Below are 19,088 nucleotides of genomic sequence, written 5' to 3' on the forward strand. Positions count from 1 at the left end.
TTATTCAACTCTTGAAGAATCACGAATATTATCTTCATAGTTTAGTAACCATTCTGATGAATGTTCCGCTAAATTTTCCCAATTAACATTCATTGGCTTGTAATCAAATGTTCTCATCCATTCTGGAGATTCTTCTAATGCATCTGGATGTGTAGGCATACGGTTGAAGTCTTGTGCTAATTTCGCTTGAATATCAGGTCGACCGGCAAATTCCACGAATTTTTGAGCTGCACTTTCATGTTTTGCTCCGTTAATGACAGCAATACCATCTGTGATGATTGGACTTCCGCTTTCTGCATCAACCATTGTAAATGGCATGTTATTGTTCTCGATATTGTCAATGACACCACTTAATGTCCAGAAGCTGACTGCTCCTTCTTGACGAGCAATAGATTGGAAAACAAGGGAAGAGTCTGAAACATGTTTTTTAATGTTAGCATCAAAGTCCTTCATGAATTGCCATCCTTCATCTTCTAATGTTCCTTTTTGATAAAACTGATCAATTAAACTTGCAAACAACACTCTAGAGGAAGCTGATGTTGTACTACGAACGATCATCTGATCTTTAAATTTTTCATCAGCTAGGTCCGCCCAATCTTTTGGTGCTTCTTCTTCAGATAACATGTCATGATTGTAAAACATAACAACAGGCGTTTGGATTGTTCCATACCAATAGTTTTCTGTATCTTTAAAGATCGGGTCTATTTTATCAGCCCATGTAGGGGTAAAAGAAGCAAGTAAATCTTCATTTTTCATTTCGTTAAAAACAGAAGATGGATTTCCATAAATAACATCTGCCTGTGGATTTTCTTTCTCTGCACGAATACGGTCTACTAGTTCTCCGCCACCCATTGTCAGAAATTCAGTCTTAATTCCAGTTTCTTCTTCAAAAAGATTAGCTAACTCCGTCATAATTTCTTCACCATGAGGAGAATAGACAACGACTTTTTCATCTACATTTTCTTGTGGAGAATTTTTAGCCTGTTTTTCCTCTGAATTGCTAGTTTCGTTTGAAGAACATCCTACCATAGCTACCATAAATAAAAGGAATACCACAAATAATGACCATTTCTTTAACATGAAAGTTCCTCCCTAATTCGTATGTTTACATGAAAATTATAGCAACAGAATGTAAATGCGCAGTAAATAGTGTGTAAAACAAGAGAAAATATTTAGGCAATTTTTAAAAGTTTGCGTAAATGTAACATTCTATCATGATAGAGAAAAAGGCCAATAACGAAGTAAACGTTATTGGCCTTTTCCTTAACGGAAGAATTACGAATGTGTTTTTTATTTATCTATTGCTTAAGCGGCGGCTGCTCTCTCTGATTATTAATTCGTGTGGAATCACTATTTTTTTAGGGAGCTTTTCCTTATTTAATATTTGATCAACCATTAAATCAAAGGCAAAGCTTCCCATCATTTCTGTTTGAATTCTAACCGTGGATAATGGAGGAAACGTGTATTCAGCAATTGGAAGATCATCAAAGCTAATAATAGATAGATCATTTGGAACTGAAATGCCTTCTTCCAATAGACCTCTTAGTACACCCATCGCAATGGTATCAGAAAAAACAATAAAAGCATCAGGGATTTCTTGATGAATCACACGATCTTTAATAATATTATAGCCTGCAGATGGAGTCGACTCATCAATGATATATACATGAGACTTATTGAAAATATCTTTGTATTTTGTAATCATTTCAAAACTATCTTTCCTAACATCTGGTATAGGTTCTTTAGTGGATACCGTATATTCTTTCATGCCAATATATCCGATACTTTTATGACCATTATTTACTAAATAGTCAATAATGTCATGAACCGCTTTGAAAAAGTCTACTACTACACTTCCATATTTGAGAGGGTTTGGCGAAGTATCAACAAAAATAATGGGGCACGAAAGGCTTTCAAGCTGTTTGATTTCAAAACTAGAGAATTTACCCGTTGCTATGATCCCATCTAATTCACGTTTTTCACTTTGTACAAGTTGATTGACTGTATAATAACGTTTAAACTGTATATTTCTTTCAATAAATCTCTTTTCTAACCCCATGCGAATACCATGATAATATTCATAACCATGTTCGAGACTTTCTTGAAACCAAAATACAACCGCAATTCTTAGCGAAAGCGTGTTGATGGTATCTACCTGCTTTTTGATTTTCTTTTTTCTTGATGGGACATAATTTAAACTTCTTGCAACTTCCTTTACTTGCTCAATCGTTTCTTTTGAGAAGGAGTGCTGGTCATTATCATTAAGAATTCTACTAATCGTTGCCGTTGAGACCCCCGTCATATTCGCTATATCTTTTAACGTTGCCAAAGCCATACCACCCTTCAAATAAAATAATTATATATATCAATTAAAAAGTTATATGATATTGCCGTAAATAACAATGCAATTTTAGGTAATTTTTATGTAAATTTGTGAAACATGGGGACGGTTCTGAGTGTTTCACTACCTTTTTTTGAAACGGCGAGAACCGTCCCTGTTTCAAAAATCGGAAGTTTTACGCGAAAAACGGCACATTAAGCAGTGTTAGCTGCTTAATGTGCCGTTTTGTGTTTTGGATTAGTATCTTGGTATATGGGACACAGGTACAGGTCCTTGACCCAACCACCGTTACACACAAAGGTTAAATAACCATTTTCATTGCGAATCCTTATAATTGACGAAATAGGAAGCCTATCCTTTGTTTCACTAGGTTCATCCTATTTCTGGAATTCGAAATGAAGAACTGTTTTTAACGAATAGCTCAATATCCATATAAGGTGCTATTCGTATGTAGCTTACATTAACTAGGAGAAATTTCAGCAAATCTCGAATAACTCGGATGGCACCCCGGTATGGTTATCCTCCAAATATGAGGCCACGGGAAAAGCCTTGTCCGTGGCCCTTTACCACCGTTTAATTATTTATAAAAAATGAAACAGCGAGAACCGTCCCCCTGTTTCACAACTGATTATAATACTTAGCGCTTTCGATCATAGGTGTGCAATCTAGATACTTAGAGGGTTTGAGGTCAATTTCGAAGATGAAGTCCGTGTTTTGGATATAGGATTTGACCATTAGCCAATCGATTTTTCCTTTTCCTAATGGGAGGGCATCATGGTATTCACCATTTGAATCAACCAGATGATAATATTGAGCATAGGGACTGTATTGATCTAGATGATGCTTGAGTTTCTCGTTATCCCCCTTTAAAGCGATAAAAGCGTGGCTTATATCTATATTGAGAGGTAACTGCAACGGCTTTACGATTTCCTCAAGTAAAAAGGGATTTTCTGCTGAAAATATTCCTTGTGTCGTATCTTCCCAAAGAAAGGATTCTCCACAAATCGATAAAATCGTTTCTAATCGTTTTCTCACTTTAATTCTAGAATCTCGGTCCATAAAGTGGCTGCTTTCGGATTGAGCATAGTGGCAATGGACAACACATTTCACCTGTTCCTGCTTACATATCGCAGCGAGCTCCTTACACGACCAATCATAATAATCACGCACCTCGCGACTAGAGCTGATAATATCCATATATTGCCCCTTGAATCTGGAAGGATGATGAAGATATACCTTAACGCCTTTCCCCTTCACCTTGCGGATTACCTCCACCACTTCCTCCGGACGATACAAATTCTCTTCTTTCACATGAAGCTCTAAAATCTCCGGATTATACTTTAAACGATCCTCGATTTGGTCCCAATCCAAGGCGGCCTTTAAGCGAATGTTTTTCATATTTGATACTCCTTATCTAACCAGTCTTCTCAAATACAGGGGAACACGGGAACGATTTCAGATACTTAGTCGAAATCAACACCCTATAATATGATATTCAACAACTCTTAACTATCCTTCACCATACCAAATATTTTTAAAATCCAAACAACAAATCCATTAAAAAAATGTAAATTGCAGTCCCTGTTAGAAAAAAGGGACGGTTCTGTTGTTTCAATACCTTATTTTGAAACAACCTAACACATTAAACAATGTAACCTGTACACCTTCCCCTTCACTAGTAACTGAACATGTACAATGGCTTAACCGGAACAAAATACCTATCCCCTTTTATCGCCATGCCCCCCCTTTATTTCACAATTATTAAATCGTTTATGCATTGTAAGTACACGGTTAATTTTTGTAAAATTTAGACTATCTTTATCGAAAAATGGCCTTTTTTATTTTAAGATGATAGACAGAGATAGGAGGAGATAATTTATGAAAAGATGGAGATTAATGATGACTCTTCTCTTCGCTGCACTTGTTTTGCCTTTTTCAAATGTATCGGCGGCGGCTGTCGAAGAGAAACAGAAAGTTGTACCATTAGTGAAAGCTCATGCTCACAATGATTACGAGCATAATCGACCATTATATGATGCGTTAGGCCATGGCTTTACTAGTGTTGAATCTGATGTCTGGCTTGTGGATGGCAAGCTGCTCGTTGCTCATGACAGGGAAGATGTGAACCCGGATCGTACATTAGAATCACTTTATCTTAAACCATTATTGGAAGAAGTAAAGAAAAATGGCGGCGCTGTTTACCCAGGATATGAGCATGAATTCATCCTTTGGATCGATATTAAATCTGAAGGTGTAGAGACTTACCAAGCAATTCACAACGAGCTTCGAAATTTTCAAAACATGTTAACGAGGTACACTCCTGCTGGGGTAAAGCCCGGTGCGGTAACGGTGTACATCTCTGGGAACCGTCCTCGTGAAGTAATGGAAAACCAGAAAGTTCGCTACGCAGCCTATGATGGACGTATGAGCGACTTTGATACAGACGTATCCAATGAATTAATCCCCGTCATTAGTGATAACTGGACAAAGCACTTTACTTGGATGGGTGTGGGTGAAATGCCAGAAATTGAAAAAGAGAAACTGAATCACATCGTATCTACTTCTCATGAAAACGGCCAAAAGGTCCGCTTTTGGGCAACTCCAGACCTCCCAGGTCCTCAACGTGAAACCATATGGACTGAACTATTGAACGCGGGAGTTGATTTCATCAACACGGATGATTTAGCAGGATTACAGGAATTCTTATTAGAGAATGATCCAGAACCTACGACACCTATTATTAGTTTGGAAGGTAAGAGAGATAAGTAATTCATTACAGACCCCTTCGGATTAGAAGGGGTTTTTGTTTTGGAATAGTGCTGAGACCCTACCAAAATATTTCCACGATTAATTGAAGAAACTTCGAAGCTAATTCTCTCATTGGTTCTTGGGCACCTAAGTGAAAGATTTAACCAATTAGGGTTTCATAGATGGTTCTAACAGAATAGTCCATAAGAACGAAAAAGCTTGGTTTACCTAATATTTACCTATTTTTCACAGTGAATTTAATAATCATTGGTACTCTACTACTTTATTAAACTTTTCAACTAGGAGGAAACAAAGGATGGGAATGAGAAAATCACTAATCGGGTTGTCGCTCATTTGTATGATTGTTCCAGGATTTACTTTGCCTGCAGAGGCTTCGGGATCCAAAACCCAACAGGAGAATGATCACATTGTAGCAAACTGGAAATTCTCGAAAGACTATGTAAAAAGTGGATCGATTCAAAACGGAGATTTAATCATTGAAGACGCAAGTCAAAATGGAAATGATTTGCAGTTAGTGACAGTGGGAGATGCATCTTCACCAGATTTGAAGAACATCATGAAATGGTCTGAAGACGACTATGATAATCAAGAACATATCGATAGTATACAATTCGCTAATTACAAAAACGCTCCCGCTGGCAGATATTTTAAAACAACCAACGAAGCCCCGATCAATTCGGAAACATTTGAAGATGGATTTACCGTTGAAGCCATATTCAAATTACCAAGCAATTTTACCAGTCGCTCCCATAGCTGGATGGGTATTTTCACACGACAAGGTCAGGCGGCTGACATCCGTAAAATGGAAGGTGAAAAAGAAATCCTTACCACTTTATCTGTATCCAGTGATAAAGAAATTCAATGGACAAGCCATCCAACAAATCTCAACTATAATGTGACGAACTGGTCCCGTCCATTAAAAACGGATGAATGGTATCATTTGGCGGTTGTCAATGATGGTGAAACGACAACTTTAACCGTAAATGGCATCTCTGACTACGGAAAATCTGAGGAAGTCATAGGGATTGCAACGATAGAAGGTAAGGGCTGGAACATTGGTGCTTCTGAATGGGGCAATGAATTAGATGCACTTTTTGCAGGAAATCTTCAAGAAATACGGATTGCTGATGAGGCTTTGCCTGAAAAAGAATGGCTTGTTCAGGATGCCCAAGATGACCAGCCTGTTGTAGGAACAAATGAGAACACTCCATTACTGACAGACAAAGACAATTATAATTTTCTTTTTGTACCGGATACACAAAAATATTCAAACCACAATCCAGAGATTTTTGACAGTCAAATGAAGTGGATCGCGAATAACACCAAGAAAAACAATATTGTCATGAACGCATTTGTCGGGGATATTGTTGATGGCAATTCAGAAGTACAATGGGAAAATTCACTTTCATATATTTCCTATTTAGATCAAAAGAACATTCCTTATGTCATGGCGGCTGGAAATCATGATTACGCAAGCGGTGACCCTTTCTTAACCCACTATGGACCGCAGCGCTATGCGGATAAAGATTACTATATGGGTTCCTCGCCTTCAGGATACGGCTCCTATAGTATGGTTGAGGCAGGCAGCTATGAATATCTAATTATAATCGTGGATATGAAAAATATTGGGCAGGATTTAGAATGGTCGAAACAGGTATTAGAGCAGCACAAAGACAAACCAACGATTATCGTCTCTCATGATATTCTTTATCCTGAAGCGAAGGATGATAAAACGGTGGCTGTTGAGTCATCAAACGGTCAACTTATTTGGAACGAGCTCGTTCAACATCATAATCAAGTGTTTATGACAGTGAATGGACATTATTTTGGCGTTACCCACCAAGTCAAACAAAACGCAGCGGGAAATGACGTGATTCAAATGCTGGTTAATTACCAATATGATTACCGAGGCGGAAATGGCTGGCTCAGACTCGTAGAATTTGATGAAGAGGACAACAAGCTCTATTTCCGAACTTATTCACCATTTGTAGATAAAATGTCCACAAAGGAAAGAACCTACACGGATTATAAAAACTTGACCGATGAATACAATCAATTCCAATTGGACTTCCATTTTAAAGAGAGGTTTAACTTGAAGTAAAAACAGGTGACTCATTTAGAATACTCCCCTGCGAGGTTCTATTGAGTCACTTTTTTTGTTGCCTTCCTTCATCCCTAAAAAAAGGGGGACAGTACCCGCTCCTTTAATCCCGCGATGCGGACCAAGGTACCTGCCCCCTTGGCCCATGTCAATAGACATAAGGTAACGAATCTTCGAAACTTTATATACAATTAACCAAGCTGTAATAATTATTTATCTTATATTTAAATCTGTTTAATAGACGACGGGTACGATTTTTAATGAGAGGATTTATTCGACAACACATTTCGACGCATGTTTTTGATCATCACCTGTGCATGGTCAATTTTTATTTTGCACACATTTGTTTGTACTTTATCCTCCAAATGAAAACGACAATAATTGAAAGAAATGGGGAATCGCTTCATGACGGATAAGAAGTTTACGAGTGATCACGTTCAAGCTGTACATGATGGACTTTTTAACAAAGAAATGGACCGTCGTTCATTTTTAGGAAAAACGACAAAAATGGCTGGAGTGGCATTAGGAGCCACCCTAATGGGCCCCTTAAACGCTCTGCCTGCCAACGCTGCTTCTCGTTCTTCTGTTATGAATTCAAACGGAGCAAAACCTGATTTAGTTTTTCCTGTTATCAGTGATGTACATATTTATACCGATAATGATCAAAATCTAAACAAATTTAAGACCACCTTAGATCAACTCAATCAAGTGGCTCCAAAACAGGATGCGTTTGCCATTGTCGGGGACTTAACTGAATATGGAGATGTCCCTCAATATGACAAGCTCATGTCTGCTTTTAACGCTAGTAAACAATCAAAAACGGTTCCATTGATGGTAATGGGAAATCATGATTATTGGAACGGGTTAAGTGTGGCGGATGCACAAAGCTTATTCCTCAATAAAACCGGGATGGAATCGCTCTATTTTCATAAAGTGATCAATGGCTATCATTTTATTATGCTGGGTACAGAGGATGGACTAACAGAAGGACGATTTTCTGTACAACAAATCAATTGGTTAGGTGAACAATTAAAAATCGCGAATGAGGATGATCCAAAGAAGCCGATTTTTGTTTTCCACCATCAACCCATGACGGGAACGGTTTATGGCAGCGAATGGGGTTTCAATGAAAATCGTGATCTAATGTATAATACGTTGAAACCATACCCACAAGTTATTTCCTTCTCAGGCCATACGCATTATCCGTTAGATGATCCAAGAATTATTCACCAAGAGGATTTTACAAGTATTGGAACGTCTACAGGTGCCTATTTATGGATGGATGCTGGACGAGTTCAGGGAGAAGTTCCTGAGGGAGCCGATTTTCTAAACCAGGCACTGGTTGTCGAAGTTTATAACAATAAAGTGTTGATTAAACCACGTGATATTCACAATAATGACTGGACAGGCGAACCATTCGAAATCAGTCTACCAGCCAACAAGAATAACTTTAAATATACCGAAAAAAGAAGAGACAAAAAAGCTCCCCAATTCTCTAAGGATGCGATGGTATCGATTGTTCAGGATGGGACAACCGCTACCAGCTTAAGTCTTATGTTAACGCAAGCGAAGGATGACATTCTTGTCCACGATTATAAAATTATCGCCAAACGGGTCGATAATGGACAAGTCGAAAAAGAATATCTCGCTTTTTCCGAATATTACAAGGATCCAGTTCCAAACCCGCTAACCTTAACGATTGATCGCCTAAAGCCAAATACCTTATATGAACTTGAAATTTTCGCAGTAGATGCCTATGGCAAGGAAAGTCCAAATTCATTAAAGGCTTTGGGAAAAACATTGGAGGGAAAAGACATTTCGATCTCTCTTTCTAAAACTGAATTAAATGGTGTCCATGATACCGTGGAAGTCACGGTCGAAAATGCCAGAGCACCAAAAAGTGATTGGATCGGTTTATATGAAGTGAATGAAGAACCAGGAGGTCCCGCTTCGATTTGGTGGATGTGGACAGAAGTGACAAATGGTACTCTTACATTCACCTATGATCCTAGTAAAAACATCTATCCTGCTCGCTACAAAGAGGGTTCCACTTATAAACTAGTCTACTTCTACGGTAGTGGCTATGATGCTGTTGCTTCAGCTACGTTTACGGTTGGAAAATAAATCTGAGTCAAGGGCATGGGTCAAGGGGTCAGGTCCCTCGACTCACCCTTGCCCCGTTCGTAAACAAAAATGGGAATAAATTCGTGAAAAATATTACAATTTGAATTTCCAAAACATAAAATGCACGGGAAAAAGGTAATAGTATATGATGATAGCATCCCTCCCGTTTATCAATGATCAACCATTCTCTCTTGATGAGTCAAGGAACCTGTCCCCTTGACTCATTTAGGGATACTAAGACTTTCCCATTTCTCATCTCTTAATTGCTTACCAATGTAAACGATTTGCCCAATATGATAGGAGTAATGAGCCATCTGCCTTTCAATCGCTTGAATTACCGTATGTCGTTCACCACGGATATAAATATTCTTTAATAAATCATCTTCTCTCAATGTATTCAATGTTTCAAAAAGCACGTTCCAACCCTTTTCCCACGTTGCCAGTAATTCTTGTTTTGATGATGGTCGAACCTCAAATTCTTGATCTCTGTTTCTATAAGACTTTTCTCCATCCAATGTTAAAAAATCAGTCCACCTAGAGACCATATTTCCGCTGACATGATTGACAATAACGGCAATACTATTGGATGCCTCATTTAAAGACCAATGAAACTCTTCTTCTGATAATTGCATGATGGTTTTATCTCCAAGGCTCTTAACGCTTTGAAATCTTTCCTGCACAACTTTTAAATACTCCATCCCCAGATTCATCAATGTCCCACCTCAATCGTTTATTTACACACAAAAAGGTCATCTTGATTTATTTTGACTTTCTACTAAAACCTCTTTTATTAAAAAAATGGACCTAAAATAAAACAGACGCTTCCCTTTTCTGAAAACGCGTCTGATGTGAAATATGTCAATTATGATTTTTCATATTCTTCAACTATAGTCTTCAATTCGAAACAACTTTTTATCTTTAATCTTAAATAGAGTTATCCCTTTAAGTATGATTGTTTCTCCAGCCTTAAGACCGTTCGGTAACTCAGTAGCTAAAGTACCTTCAAAATGAATCTCAACTTCTACCTGATCGTCATGAGCTGAGAAATTCTTTATCCTTTGAAGTCGATGTGAAAATAGTTTCTTTGATTGTTCAGCTACTTCTCGAAATTCATTAATCCCCTTTGTCTCTACATCAACTACACCATTTGATATGTTCCTGAATTCAATATCATGATGCAAAAGTTGCAACATCCCAGCAACATCAAAAGAGTTATACGCATTCAAATAACTTTGAATTAAACTTTTGATTTCGTTGGAGTCCATAACCATTATCCTCCTGTTTTTTGACGTAAAGATCCGTTTTATTAACTATTCTTAATTTAGTTATTTTATTCCTTCTTCAACATGCTGTTAACCGTTCTTTACATTCGAGTCCTTCATATGGAAAAGGGGCGCAATTGTTGTTACTGAATCATGATTATTTATAAAAAAGCCCTGTGACAACAAAACGGTCACAGGGCTTTTGGTTATATTTTAATTTACTAAAAAAATCGAGACGTCACTGTAACGCGGACATCAAAAGCTGGTTAAATTTGACCCGTTCTTCCCAGAAGGGACCATGTCCGCTGTAATGAAATGGAACGAGCTGTGAGTTTGCTATTTTTTGATTCAGTTCTTGAGCTTGGGCAAATGGAATGACTTTATCATGGACGCCGTGAACAATTAGTGTGGGGATATGGATTTTTGGCAAATCGGTATAAAGCTTCTCATCTCTTAGCGTCGTGATGATGGCGGCCGTTGACCAACCTGCTGCCTGTAACCCCAACTGAAAAAACCAATCCGAGAATGGTTTCGTTATATACTGAAAGAAAAAGCCATCGGTTACGTCCTGCATCATTTTAGGGCGGTCATTTAAGGCTCCTTTAAGAAAAGTATTAGCTGTTTCTGTCGTAAAACCTATCGGGGCTGCCGCATCAACAAGGACAAGTTTGGTCACTCCGTACCCATTGTATCGGGACATATAGCGAATCGCGATCGCTCCACCTGTAGAATGACCTACCAGAGTGAAGTTGTCTAATTGAAGGGCATCAACAACTGCACGAATATCATCTGCCAATCGGTTATAATGGTAACCACTCAGGGGTTTATCCGACTTTCCGAACCCTCTCCAGTCAATTCCGATACAACGGAATCCCCTTGCAGGAAGAACATTAAACTGATACTCAAACTGTTTATGGTTTAATGGCCACCCATGTAAAAACACGATCGTCTTACTGCCCTCAGGATTAATGTCTTCAACATATAACTTTACACCTGAATCTACATTTACATAGTATCCCAAATTGATTCCCCCGTATCACTAAAATGACTTCAACCTAAAATACGCACTTAGGCAAACATAGGTGAATACCGGTTTCTTGGAAGCACCTGTGTCGTGGAAACATGAGGGAGGTTCTCCTGTTTCTCTGTTAAAAGGAAACAAAGAGAACCGTCCCCCTGTTCCCAGTTTTGTTCATAATTTGTTCTTATTTTAGCCATTTTCCTGTCATATTGGAATTTTATAATAAAAAACGTAATAAGCTTAGAAGGTTGGACAGGCGTTTTATCTATGTTTTAAAAGATTAAAAGAACATTTCCAACCATCACCTTTCCATACTTTCCTAATAAACGTCTCTTCAATCCAATTTCTAAGTTTGCTAGAAAAAGGAGGAAAACAGACATGAATGAAACTCGTTATGTACTAAAAGTAAAAGAGAATCAATTGGTCCGTTATTTAGAAGGTCATACAACAGAAGAAATCATAAATGAAGTACAAAAACGGTTCCCAACCGTTCATATGCATCCAGATCTTCTTACGAAGTTAAAAAAATTCAAATTAGCGCAACCCGTTTTAAATACTTTAATTCTTTACGTCCTTGCCACTAATAATCAAAGGGAGCTATCTTACAAACTATTGGTTCTAGGTTATTTATGTAGAAAATTTAATATAAAGAACTCATATGAAGCCGTTACCTTTTTTAAAAAGTTCTATGCTTTTCAAATATAATCAATAGCTAAAGGAGTTTGAAACATGACAATTACCATCATGACAAAAACATCGTGTCTTTCTTCAATTAAAGCCAAAAATTGGTTTAAAAAGAACAACATTCCCTATCTTGAACGAAATATGACAAAAGAGCCGTTAACCATCAATGAATTGCAAAGTATTCTTCATATGACGTTAGAGGGGACTGACGAAATTCTATCGACTAGATCTAAAGGATATAAAGAGCTGGCTATGAAAATAAAAATAGATGAACTTCCATTAAAGGATTTACTCGAACTCATCCATGGCCATAAAGAATTACTAAAATCACCTATTATTCTGGATAAAAAAAGAATAATGGTTGGGTATAATCAAGATGAAATACGTCAATTTATCCCGCGAGAAACACGTCAAACCCAATGGTTTCATTGGAAAATCCATCATCTACAGTTGGCAGAATGAAACAGGGGAATGAAACAGGGGGACGGTTCTGCTGTTTCACTCTTTAATCTTAAACAAAGAAGCAATTTCAACCCCTCATTCCTTTCCAATATCTATTTTATCTCCGATGATTTTACCCTAATTTAAGGAGTGAAACACTGAGAACCGTCCCCTTGTTTCCCCTTGTTTCCATTCGTAAACAAAAATGGGAATAAATTCATGAAAAATATTACAATTTAAATTTTCAGAACATAAAATGCACGGGAAAAAGGTAATAGTCTATGATGATAGCATCCCTCCCATTTACCAATGACCTACCATTCTCTCTTGATGAGTCGAGGAACCTGTCTCTTTGACTCACAGTCCAAAAGTTCTGTGTGGAATGTCCTTTTTTTCTTAATATTCGACGGCTAGGATTGACATTGTTTTACATAATCTTTATCTCTATGAAATTTCTGTTTATCATTGTCGAATTACAATATGGAGCATATCAGTAATGATGACAGATGGGAGATGGCAGAATGAGTAATTTTGAAGGAAAAGAATTAGACAGACGAAAGTTTCTTAAAATTGGTGGTGTCAGTACGCTGGCATTAACACTAGGAGCTACAGGTCTTCCTGGGGAGTTATTGGGTGTAAAAACGCCAACTGCTTCCGCTAAAGCCAACTATGATAAAAAATTACGTTTTAATGGAGATGGAAAATTTAAAATTGTCCAGTTCAATGACACGCAGGACGATGAACGAATCGATCGTAGAACCATTGAATTAATGGAAAAGGTACTTGATGCTGAAAAACCAGATTTCGTTGTCTTAAATGGGGATAATATTGCTTCAGGTGTGGATTCTCCTCTTGAAAATAAACAAGCTCTTAATAACCTTGCACAGCCGATGGAAAAGAGAGGCATTCACTGGGCCGTTACGTTTGGAAATCATGATGAAGATTCGACAGCTAAAAGTGGTCTTGACGAAGAAGCGATGCTTAAATTCTATATGTCTTATCCTCACAATTTGAATAGACCTAGTGAAAAAGGAATCACTGGAACAGGAAATGCCAATATTTTGATTGATAATTCAAAAGGAACTACACCGGCCTTTAATGTTTGGTTGATGGACAGCGGTCGATATGCTCCAGATACGATCAACGGTCAGAATTTTGAAGGCTACCCGGATTGGGATTGGTTGCGTGGAAATCAAGTCAATTGGTACTATGAAACATCTAAGGAAATTGAAAAAAGATACAATCGTAAAATTCCTTCCTTAATGTTCATGCATATTCCGCTATGGGAGCATCGTTTTATGTCGTTCTCAAGTGTAGATGACCGATCAGATGCAGCACGCCAACGCGCCATTCAAAAACATCAAATTGTCGGCGAAAGAAATGAAGATGAGTGTCCAGGACCTTTCAACAGTGGAATGTTTTCAGCGATATTAGATCGCGGAGATGTTAAAGGCGTATTCTGTGGGCATGATCATATTAATACATATCATGGAAATTATTATGGGGTATTACTTGGTTATGCGGGCAGTGCCGGTTTTGGAACCTATGGACTTTCAGGCGCAGAAAAGCACAGACTCCGTGGTGCCCGAGTATTCCATTTAGACGAAAACACAGAAAATGTCTTAGTTGACACACATATGGTGTTCGCCAAAGATTACGGCATCGATTTAACACCAAACGACCAAAGCATGGACCCTCTACCACTGTAAGGGAAATGAGTCATAGGGACAGGGTCCCCTGACCCAAAATTGAGAAAGGCTTGGATGATCCAAGCCTTTTTATGTGCTAATTATATCGAATACTTTCTTTACATTTTCGAATACGTACATAGATCGTTTTTTCAATTCTATTAATAAATATTACAAACCTTTTAAAAGTACATAAATTAGGTATTAATCGAAACTTTTATTAAAAGAACCGGTTTATAATGGTTTTAAGCAGAGCTATCCACAAAGGGTACAGCAACTTCTTGATTGTCCTTCTACATACAAATCTTTTCTAACGGGAATTTCAAAAATAAACAAGTAATAAAAGTTTATAGATTGCCCCTATAACAACAGTGCATAAGGAGAGGATAACATGATTGATACGACAAACGAGTTACCTGAACATTTACCTGATACATTTGAAGAATTTTTGGAACTCCTATACAAACTAATCGTATCTGATTAATCAATGTATGAAAAAAAGCAAGCAACCAATGCAGGGTCGCTTGCCTTTTTGAGAGTCCATCTTTTAAACGGCTACAGGCTTTTTATTCTCTGTACCATGATTTCTTCTATTAGTAAAATACGTTTTGATCGCTGGAATTGCAAAGCGGTCAATGCCCCAGTAGTAGCTTCCGACACCAGCAAATAATAGGATGACTGCTAAAGCTAAGTATTCCGGATTTGTACTGATTGTTCCAGCTAAAAGGAAATTCAAGTTCATGAACGCCGCTGCGATTAAAGCTGGAATCGTGGCTGCCCCTAGAATCAATCCGATTCCGACTAAGAATTCACCCCATGGTACCAATACGTTAAATAACCCTGCATTTGGTAGCGCCACGTTTTCTAAGAATCCTGCATACCAGCCTTGTACGATGGGTGCTTCCCCACCAGCCTTCGCAATCGCTCCTTGTAAAAATCCATTCACTTCAAATCCACCTGTTATTTTGCCCCATCCTGCGGTCATCCATTGTACTCCTAACCAAATTCTAATAACTGTCCAAATCCCACTGACTTGAGGAGTTTTCCACCATTTTGTTTTCATAACATTTCCCTCCAATTTATAGATTGTGATTACTTTCACATTAATGATTAAAAATTTTTAAACAGCTATAGGCTTTTTATCTGTAACACGGTTTTCTTTTTTCCCAAGATACGTTTTGATCGCTGGAATCGCAAAGCGGTCAATGCCCCAGTAGTAGCTTCCGACACCGGCAAATAATAAGATTACTGCTAAAGCTAAGTATTCCGGATTTGTACTGATTGTTCCAGCTAAAAGGAAATTCAAGTTCATAAAAGCTGCTGCGATTAAAGCTGGGATTGTTGCTACGCCAAGAATAAGTCCAATTCCAACTAAGAATTCACCCCATGGAACCAATACATTAAACAATCCTGCATTTGGTAGAGCAACGTTTTCTAAGAATCCTGCATACCAGCCTTGTACGATGGGTGCTTCGCCACCAGCCTTCGCAATCGCTCCTTGTAAAAATCCATTCACTTCGAATCCACCTGTTATTTTGCCCCATCCTGCGGTCATCCATTGTACCCCTAACCAAATTCTGATTACCGTCCAAATCGCACTGACTTGAGGAGTTTTCCACCATTTTGTTTTCATAACATTTCCCTCCAATTTATATATTGTGATTATTTTCACATTTATGTCTAAAAAAATAAGTCCAATTGTTTTATATCGTTATATGTTTGTGAAAACATTCACTAACTTCTATATCTATAATATACATGACTCCACATGTAATTACAACCATTGTCACCATTTTGTCATTTTTTAATTTTATTAACTTATAAATAGTGTTTTTGGTTCGATTAAAAACGGCTCAACTTTTTTGTGTAACAAGATTTTTCAAAGCGTTCCATTGTCGCAGCCCCGCTTCCACTTCTTTCAGAAAAAAAGAAACGTGAGTCTTGTTCTATGGAATGGGACAGGGTTGAACATGTTTCCTGAAAAAATAACTTGTTGTAGCGATCAAGAAATGCTATATTAGTAAAGCGATGAGCTAATTTGCATAAGACAATGGGCATGCTTTTTAAGCTAAACGAACGAATGTGGTCGTTCGGTCCATTGCCGCAAACGCATAAAAGACGCCTGTTTTTAACAGGCGTCTTTTTACTATCTTCTATTAGAAACTCTCTTTTTACAAAATGGATTTCTAATCTTCAGACGCTAACTAGCCCCCAACCCCCTGGTTACTCAGGAAGAACCTCATATGCTAACTTCATAATGATGTCCTTATGTTGAGGATATTTTGTTAAAAGTTCAGCTTGTGTAAACATTTCAAAGTCCCGAAATTCGAAACCTGGTGAAACCATACATCCCACTAGGGAGAACGTGTCTGGGTCCGATACAGACGATCCGAAGATGCAATTCTTAGGCACTAACACTTGCGGAACTTCCCCTTTATCGAGGTTCAGCCCTAATTTTCGTTCATGGTATTCACCATTTTCATCAATGATATGAACAGATAATGGACTGCCACCGTGGTAATACCACAATTCATCGGATTTTAAACGATGAAAATGGGAAACGTCTTTTGACGTTAATAAAAAGTAAATGCTTGTATAAAGCAATCGTTCCCCTTCAAAATCAACGGATAATTCCTGATCTGTAATCCGTTCCGTTGATTCATACGTTCTTTTATAATATCCACCCTCTGGATGCGGTTCTAAACCTAGTTTAGAAATATAAAATTGCGGGTCCTGCTGATTCAACATATTGTACCTCCAATTAGTGAGTCACAGGGACAGGTCCCCTGACTCATTCTACTCAATCATTCTATAATATCGGCAAGTATAACTTTAAGTGGGACAAAGGATCTGTCCTACTTGATCATTCTAATATATATTTCGCATTAACGCTTGCTAAAAGTTTCTATATGATCAGCAACTCTCTCCATATTTTACCCAAGACATTAAATTATATTTTTTGAAAGAGGCATGTGGCAGGGATTTACTTCCCTCAATGTTTCAGTGTCTTATTCGTATAAAAGTGCCGGGTTTGGGGTTAGTATATAATCATGTTAGTGCCAGTACACATTTTGATTATAGTCTTAGTAGCGTAATTATAATTTTTTCAGAAAACAGTAGTACTGCCCCACGTTTTATCATACATAAAGGATACAGAGGTGAATAATAATTATAGTAAAAGAAGGTTTTGAGGATCAATTCCTACATATTAGTTACCAATCAACCCTTGATGAAGATTTAGGGATCATCAATTTTTATGCAAACTTGAAGTTAATTCATTTAGATACAGATGCGCAAACAGAGATAGGAAATGCCGAATTTAATTTTTATAACCTTGTTCAATATGAGGACTGGTCTGATGTGCTTGACACAGCTGACGGGGATTCCGATGAAGATTATGAAGTCATGAACATTCTTTCCAATAAGCTTAATGATGAAGAACCATTTGGGAAGTTAGTGATTTTAAAAAGGATTATAATAGAAGAAAACTTCAGGAATTTTGGATTTGGCTCCATAGCTATAAAGGAATTTATTGAGTATTGGGGGATTGTAGGGGTTGACTTTATCGCATTAAAACCAGCACCCACGGATCATGAATTAAGAACCTATTGAAAGAGAAAACTATATTAAAAGATTACTTTCGTTTTACGAACCATTTGGTTTTACGGTCATCAATCAAAACAGTAATCATGAACCTATTATGATGATTGAGATGTGAGTCGTAGGGACAGGCCCCGTGACTCATTATGTGACACTGGCGTGAGTCGAGGGACCTTTCCCCTTGACTCACTGCCACCTTAGTCTTTCAAAAAAATGAAACAAAGAGAACCGTCCCCCCGTTTCACTTCCTGTACTTATCCTCAATGATTTCATAGTTATCGTGGTTAATTTTGTTCCATTCGGTCTTTTTATAATGAATCCATTTTAGTCTTTCGTTGATTCGATCGAAGTCGTATTCCTCGAACCTTGAACTCTCGGCCCATTCTTTCATGGCTTTATGCTCTGGGTGCTTTGGATTTTTATAGGCCTTCATAAACTCATAAAAACCGTACATCCCACCTACGTCCTCAGGTGGGGCTGTCTCTTCTCCATCAAGAAGGGTTGGAAACCCAAAGTAATAGTCTTCTACAATCTCTTCAAGTGTAATAACAAAATTCCAATCGTCCCCAAAGTCATATCGATAGTTAATTCTCTTATGCTTCTCTAAATATTCATCTATTTTTAATGTGCTAGGTTTGCGCACCTCCGTTTGTAGCCTCTTCTGGTAGTTCTTTTCAAACTCTAACATATCCGGCGACACTGTCTTTAAGCGTTTTGCAAACATCGCTTTGTTCTTTTTGTAGTGCTGATGTTCAAGATACGCCTCTTCATTATCAGTAACTCTTCGGTTCTCCTCTTTCAGGTCAAATTCATAGAGGTGGTACCCCTCACTAGGATAGCCCCCCTGAAAATTAGTCGAATTTTGGATCGTATCATGTAGTCTTCTATAAGTCGCTCCCGCTGGCATGATCACTCTTCTCCATATCAACGGATTTGATCCTTCTAACTCAATTTTTATTATGTACGCTTTCAATTTGGTATCTCCTCCTGTGAGTCACAGGGACAGGTCCCGTAACTCTTATGTGATTCTGTCGTGAGTCGAGGGACCTGTCCCCCC

General features: G+C 37.9%; 17 protein-coding genes. 7 read left to right on the forward strand and 10 right to left on the reverse strand.

Annotated elements, in window-relative coordinates; translation table 11 throughout:
- From Q5760_RS22260 to Q5760_RS22270, 3 genes are all read right to left on the reverse strand, one after another.
- Window positions 1-1,080: an extracellular solute-binding protein gene (locus Q5760_RS22260; RefSeq protein WP_428909742.1), complete on the reverse strand. Its 1,080-nt coding sequence runs from the start codon at window positions 1,078-1,080 to the stop codon at window positions 1-3.
- Between the two features lie 214 nt (window positions 1,081-1,294).
- Window positions 1,295-2,329, reverse strand: coding sequence for a LacI family DNA-binding transcriptional regulator (locus Q5760_RS22265; RefSeq protein ID WP_428909743.1), 1,035 nt, complete (start codon window positions 2,327-2,329; stop codon window positions 1,295-1,297).
- A 630-nt stretch (window positions 2,330-2,959) separates the two neighbouring features.
- Window positions 2,960-3,739 carry a TIM barrel protein gene (locus Q5760_RS22270; RefSeq protein WP_428909744.1) on the reverse strand — a complete coding sequence of 260 codons (780 nt, stop codon included), beginning with the start codon at window positions 3,737-3,739 and terminating at the stop codon, window positions 2,960-2,962.
- A gap of 480 nt (window positions 3,740-4,219) precedes the next feature.
- On the opposite strand from Q5760_RS22270, the gene Q5760_RS22275 reads away from it, so the two are divergent.
- From Q5760_RS22275 to Q5760_RS22285, 3 genes are all read left to right on the forward strand, one after another.
- Window positions 4,220-5,110 (forward strand): phosphatidylinositol-specific phospholipase C/glycerophosphodiester phosphodiesterase family protein, encoded by an 891-nt coding sequence (locus Q5760_RS22275; RefSeq protein WP_428909745.1) that lies wholly within the window; start codon window positions 4,220-4,222, stop codon window positions 5,108-5,110.
- Between the two features lie 295 nt (window positions 5,111-5,405).
- The gene (locus Q5760_RS22280; protein ID WP_428909746.1) at window positions 5,406-7,211 is read left to right on the forward strand and encodes a LamG-like jellyroll fold domain-containing protein; all 1,806 of its coding nucleotides are present in this window, start codon (window positions 5,406-5,408) and stop codon (window positions 7,209-7,211) included.
- 405 nt (window positions 7,212-7,616) lie between these two features.
- A complete protein-coding gene (locus Q5760_RS22285; RefSeq protein ID WP_428909747.1) occupies window positions 7,617-9,335 on the forward strand; it encodes a metallophosphoesterase in 1,719 nt (572 codons plus the stop codon).
- A gap of 221 nt (window positions 9,336-9,556) precedes the next feature.
- On the opposite strand, the gene Q5760_RS22290 is transcribed toward Q5760_RS22285, so the two are convergent.
- From Q5760_RS22290 to Q5760_RS22300, 3 genes are all read right to left on the reverse strand, one after another.
- Window positions 9,557-10,045 (reverse strand): DUF1572 domain-containing protein, encoded by a 489-nt coding sequence (locus Q5760_RS22290; RefSeq protein ID WP_428909748.1) that lies wholly within the window; start codon window positions 10,043-10,045, stop codon window positions 9,557-9,559.
- 171 nt (window positions 10,046-10,216) lie between these two features.
- Window positions 10,217-10,600, reverse strand: a complete 384-nt coding sequence (locus Q5760_RS22295; RefSeq protein ID WP_428909749.1) for a nuclear transport factor 2 family protein — start codon at window positions 10,598-10,600, stop codon at window positions 10,217-10,219.
- A 235-nt stretch (window positions 10,601-10,835) separates the two neighbouring features.
- Entirely contained in the window at window positions 10,836-11,618 is a 783-nt protein-coding gene (locus Q5760_RS22300) for an alpha/beta fold hydrolase (protein ID WP_428909750.1), read from the reverse strand.
- Between the two features lie 378 nt (window positions 11,619-11,996).
- Between Q5760_RS22300 and Q5760_RS22305 the strand changes: the two genes are divergently transcribed.
- From Q5760_RS22305 to Q5760_RS22315, 3 genes are all read left to right on the forward strand, one after another.
- Window positions 11,997-12,323 carry a hypothetical protein gene (locus Q5760_RS22305; protein ID WP_428909751.1) on the forward strand — a complete coding sequence of 109 codons (327 nt, stop codon included), beginning with the start codon at window positions 11,997-11,999 and terminating at the stop codon, window positions 12,321-12,323.
- 24 nt (window positions 12,324-12,347) lie between these two features.
- Window positions 12,348-12,764: a Spx/MgsR family RNA polymerase-binding regulatory protein gene (locus Q5760_RS22310; RefSeq protein WP_428909752.1), complete on the forward strand. Its 417-nt coding sequence runs from the start codon at window positions 12,348-12,350 to the stop codon at window positions 12,762-12,764.
- Window positions 12,765-13,264: 500 nt separating this feature from the next.
- Entirely contained in the window at window positions 13,265-14,452 is a 1,188-nt protein-coding gene (locus Q5760_RS22315; RefSeq protein ID WP_428909753.1) for a metallophosphoesterase family protein, read from the forward strand.
- A gap of 526 nt (window positions 14,453-14,978) precedes the next feature.
- Here the strand turns inward: Q5760_RS22315 and Q5760_RS22320 are convergent.
- The 3 genes from Q5760_RS22320 to Q5760_RS22330 all read right to left on the reverse strand — a co-directional run bounded on the left by Q5760_RS22320 (window position 14,979) and on the right by Q5760_RS22330 (window position 17,176).
- Window positions 14,979-15,494, reverse strand: coding sequence for a DoxX family protein (locus Q5760_RS22320; RefSeq protein ID WP_428909754.1), 516 nt, complete (start codon window positions 15,492-15,494; stop codon window positions 14,979-14,981).
- 57 nt (window positions 15,495-15,551) lie between these two features.
- The gene (locus Q5760_RS22325; RefSeq protein ID WP_428909755.1) at window positions 15,552-16,064 is read right to left on the reverse strand and encodes a DoxX family protein; all 513 of its coding nucleotides are present in this window, start codon (window positions 16,062-16,064) and stop codon (window positions 15,552-15,554) included.
- A 590-nt stretch (window positions 16,065-16,654) separates the two neighbouring features.
- Window positions 16,655-17,176, reverse strand: coding sequence for a cupin domain-containing protein (locus Q5760_RS22330; protein ID WP_428909756.1), 522 nt, complete (start codon window positions 17,174-17,176; stop codon window positions 16,655-16,657).
- Window positions 17,177-17,695: 519 nt separating this feature from the next.
- On the opposite strand from Q5760_RS22330, the gene Q5760_RS22335 reads away from it, so the two are divergent.
- Window positions 17,696-18,043, forward strand: coding sequence for a hypothetical protein (locus Q5760_RS22335; protein WP_428909757.1), 348 nt, complete (start codon window positions 17,696-17,698; stop codon window positions 18,041-18,043).
- 229 nt (window positions 18,044-18,272) lie between these two features.
- Here Q5760_RS22335 and Q5760_RS22340 read toward each other — a convergent pair whose 3' ends face one another.
- Window positions 18,273-19,004: a plasmid pRiA4b ORF-3 family protein gene (locus Q5760_RS22340; RefSeq protein ID WP_428909758.1), complete on the reverse strand. Its 732-nt coding sequence runs from the start codon at window positions 19,002-19,004 to the stop codon at window positions 18,273-18,275.
- Between the last annotated feature and the right edge of the window lie 84 nt (window positions 19,005-19,088).

It is taken from the genome of Niallia sp. Kr1, assembly GCF_050389805.1.
Taxonomy (GTDB): domain Bacteria; phylum Bacillota; class Bacilli; order Bacillales; family Cytobacillaceae; genus Bacillus_BD.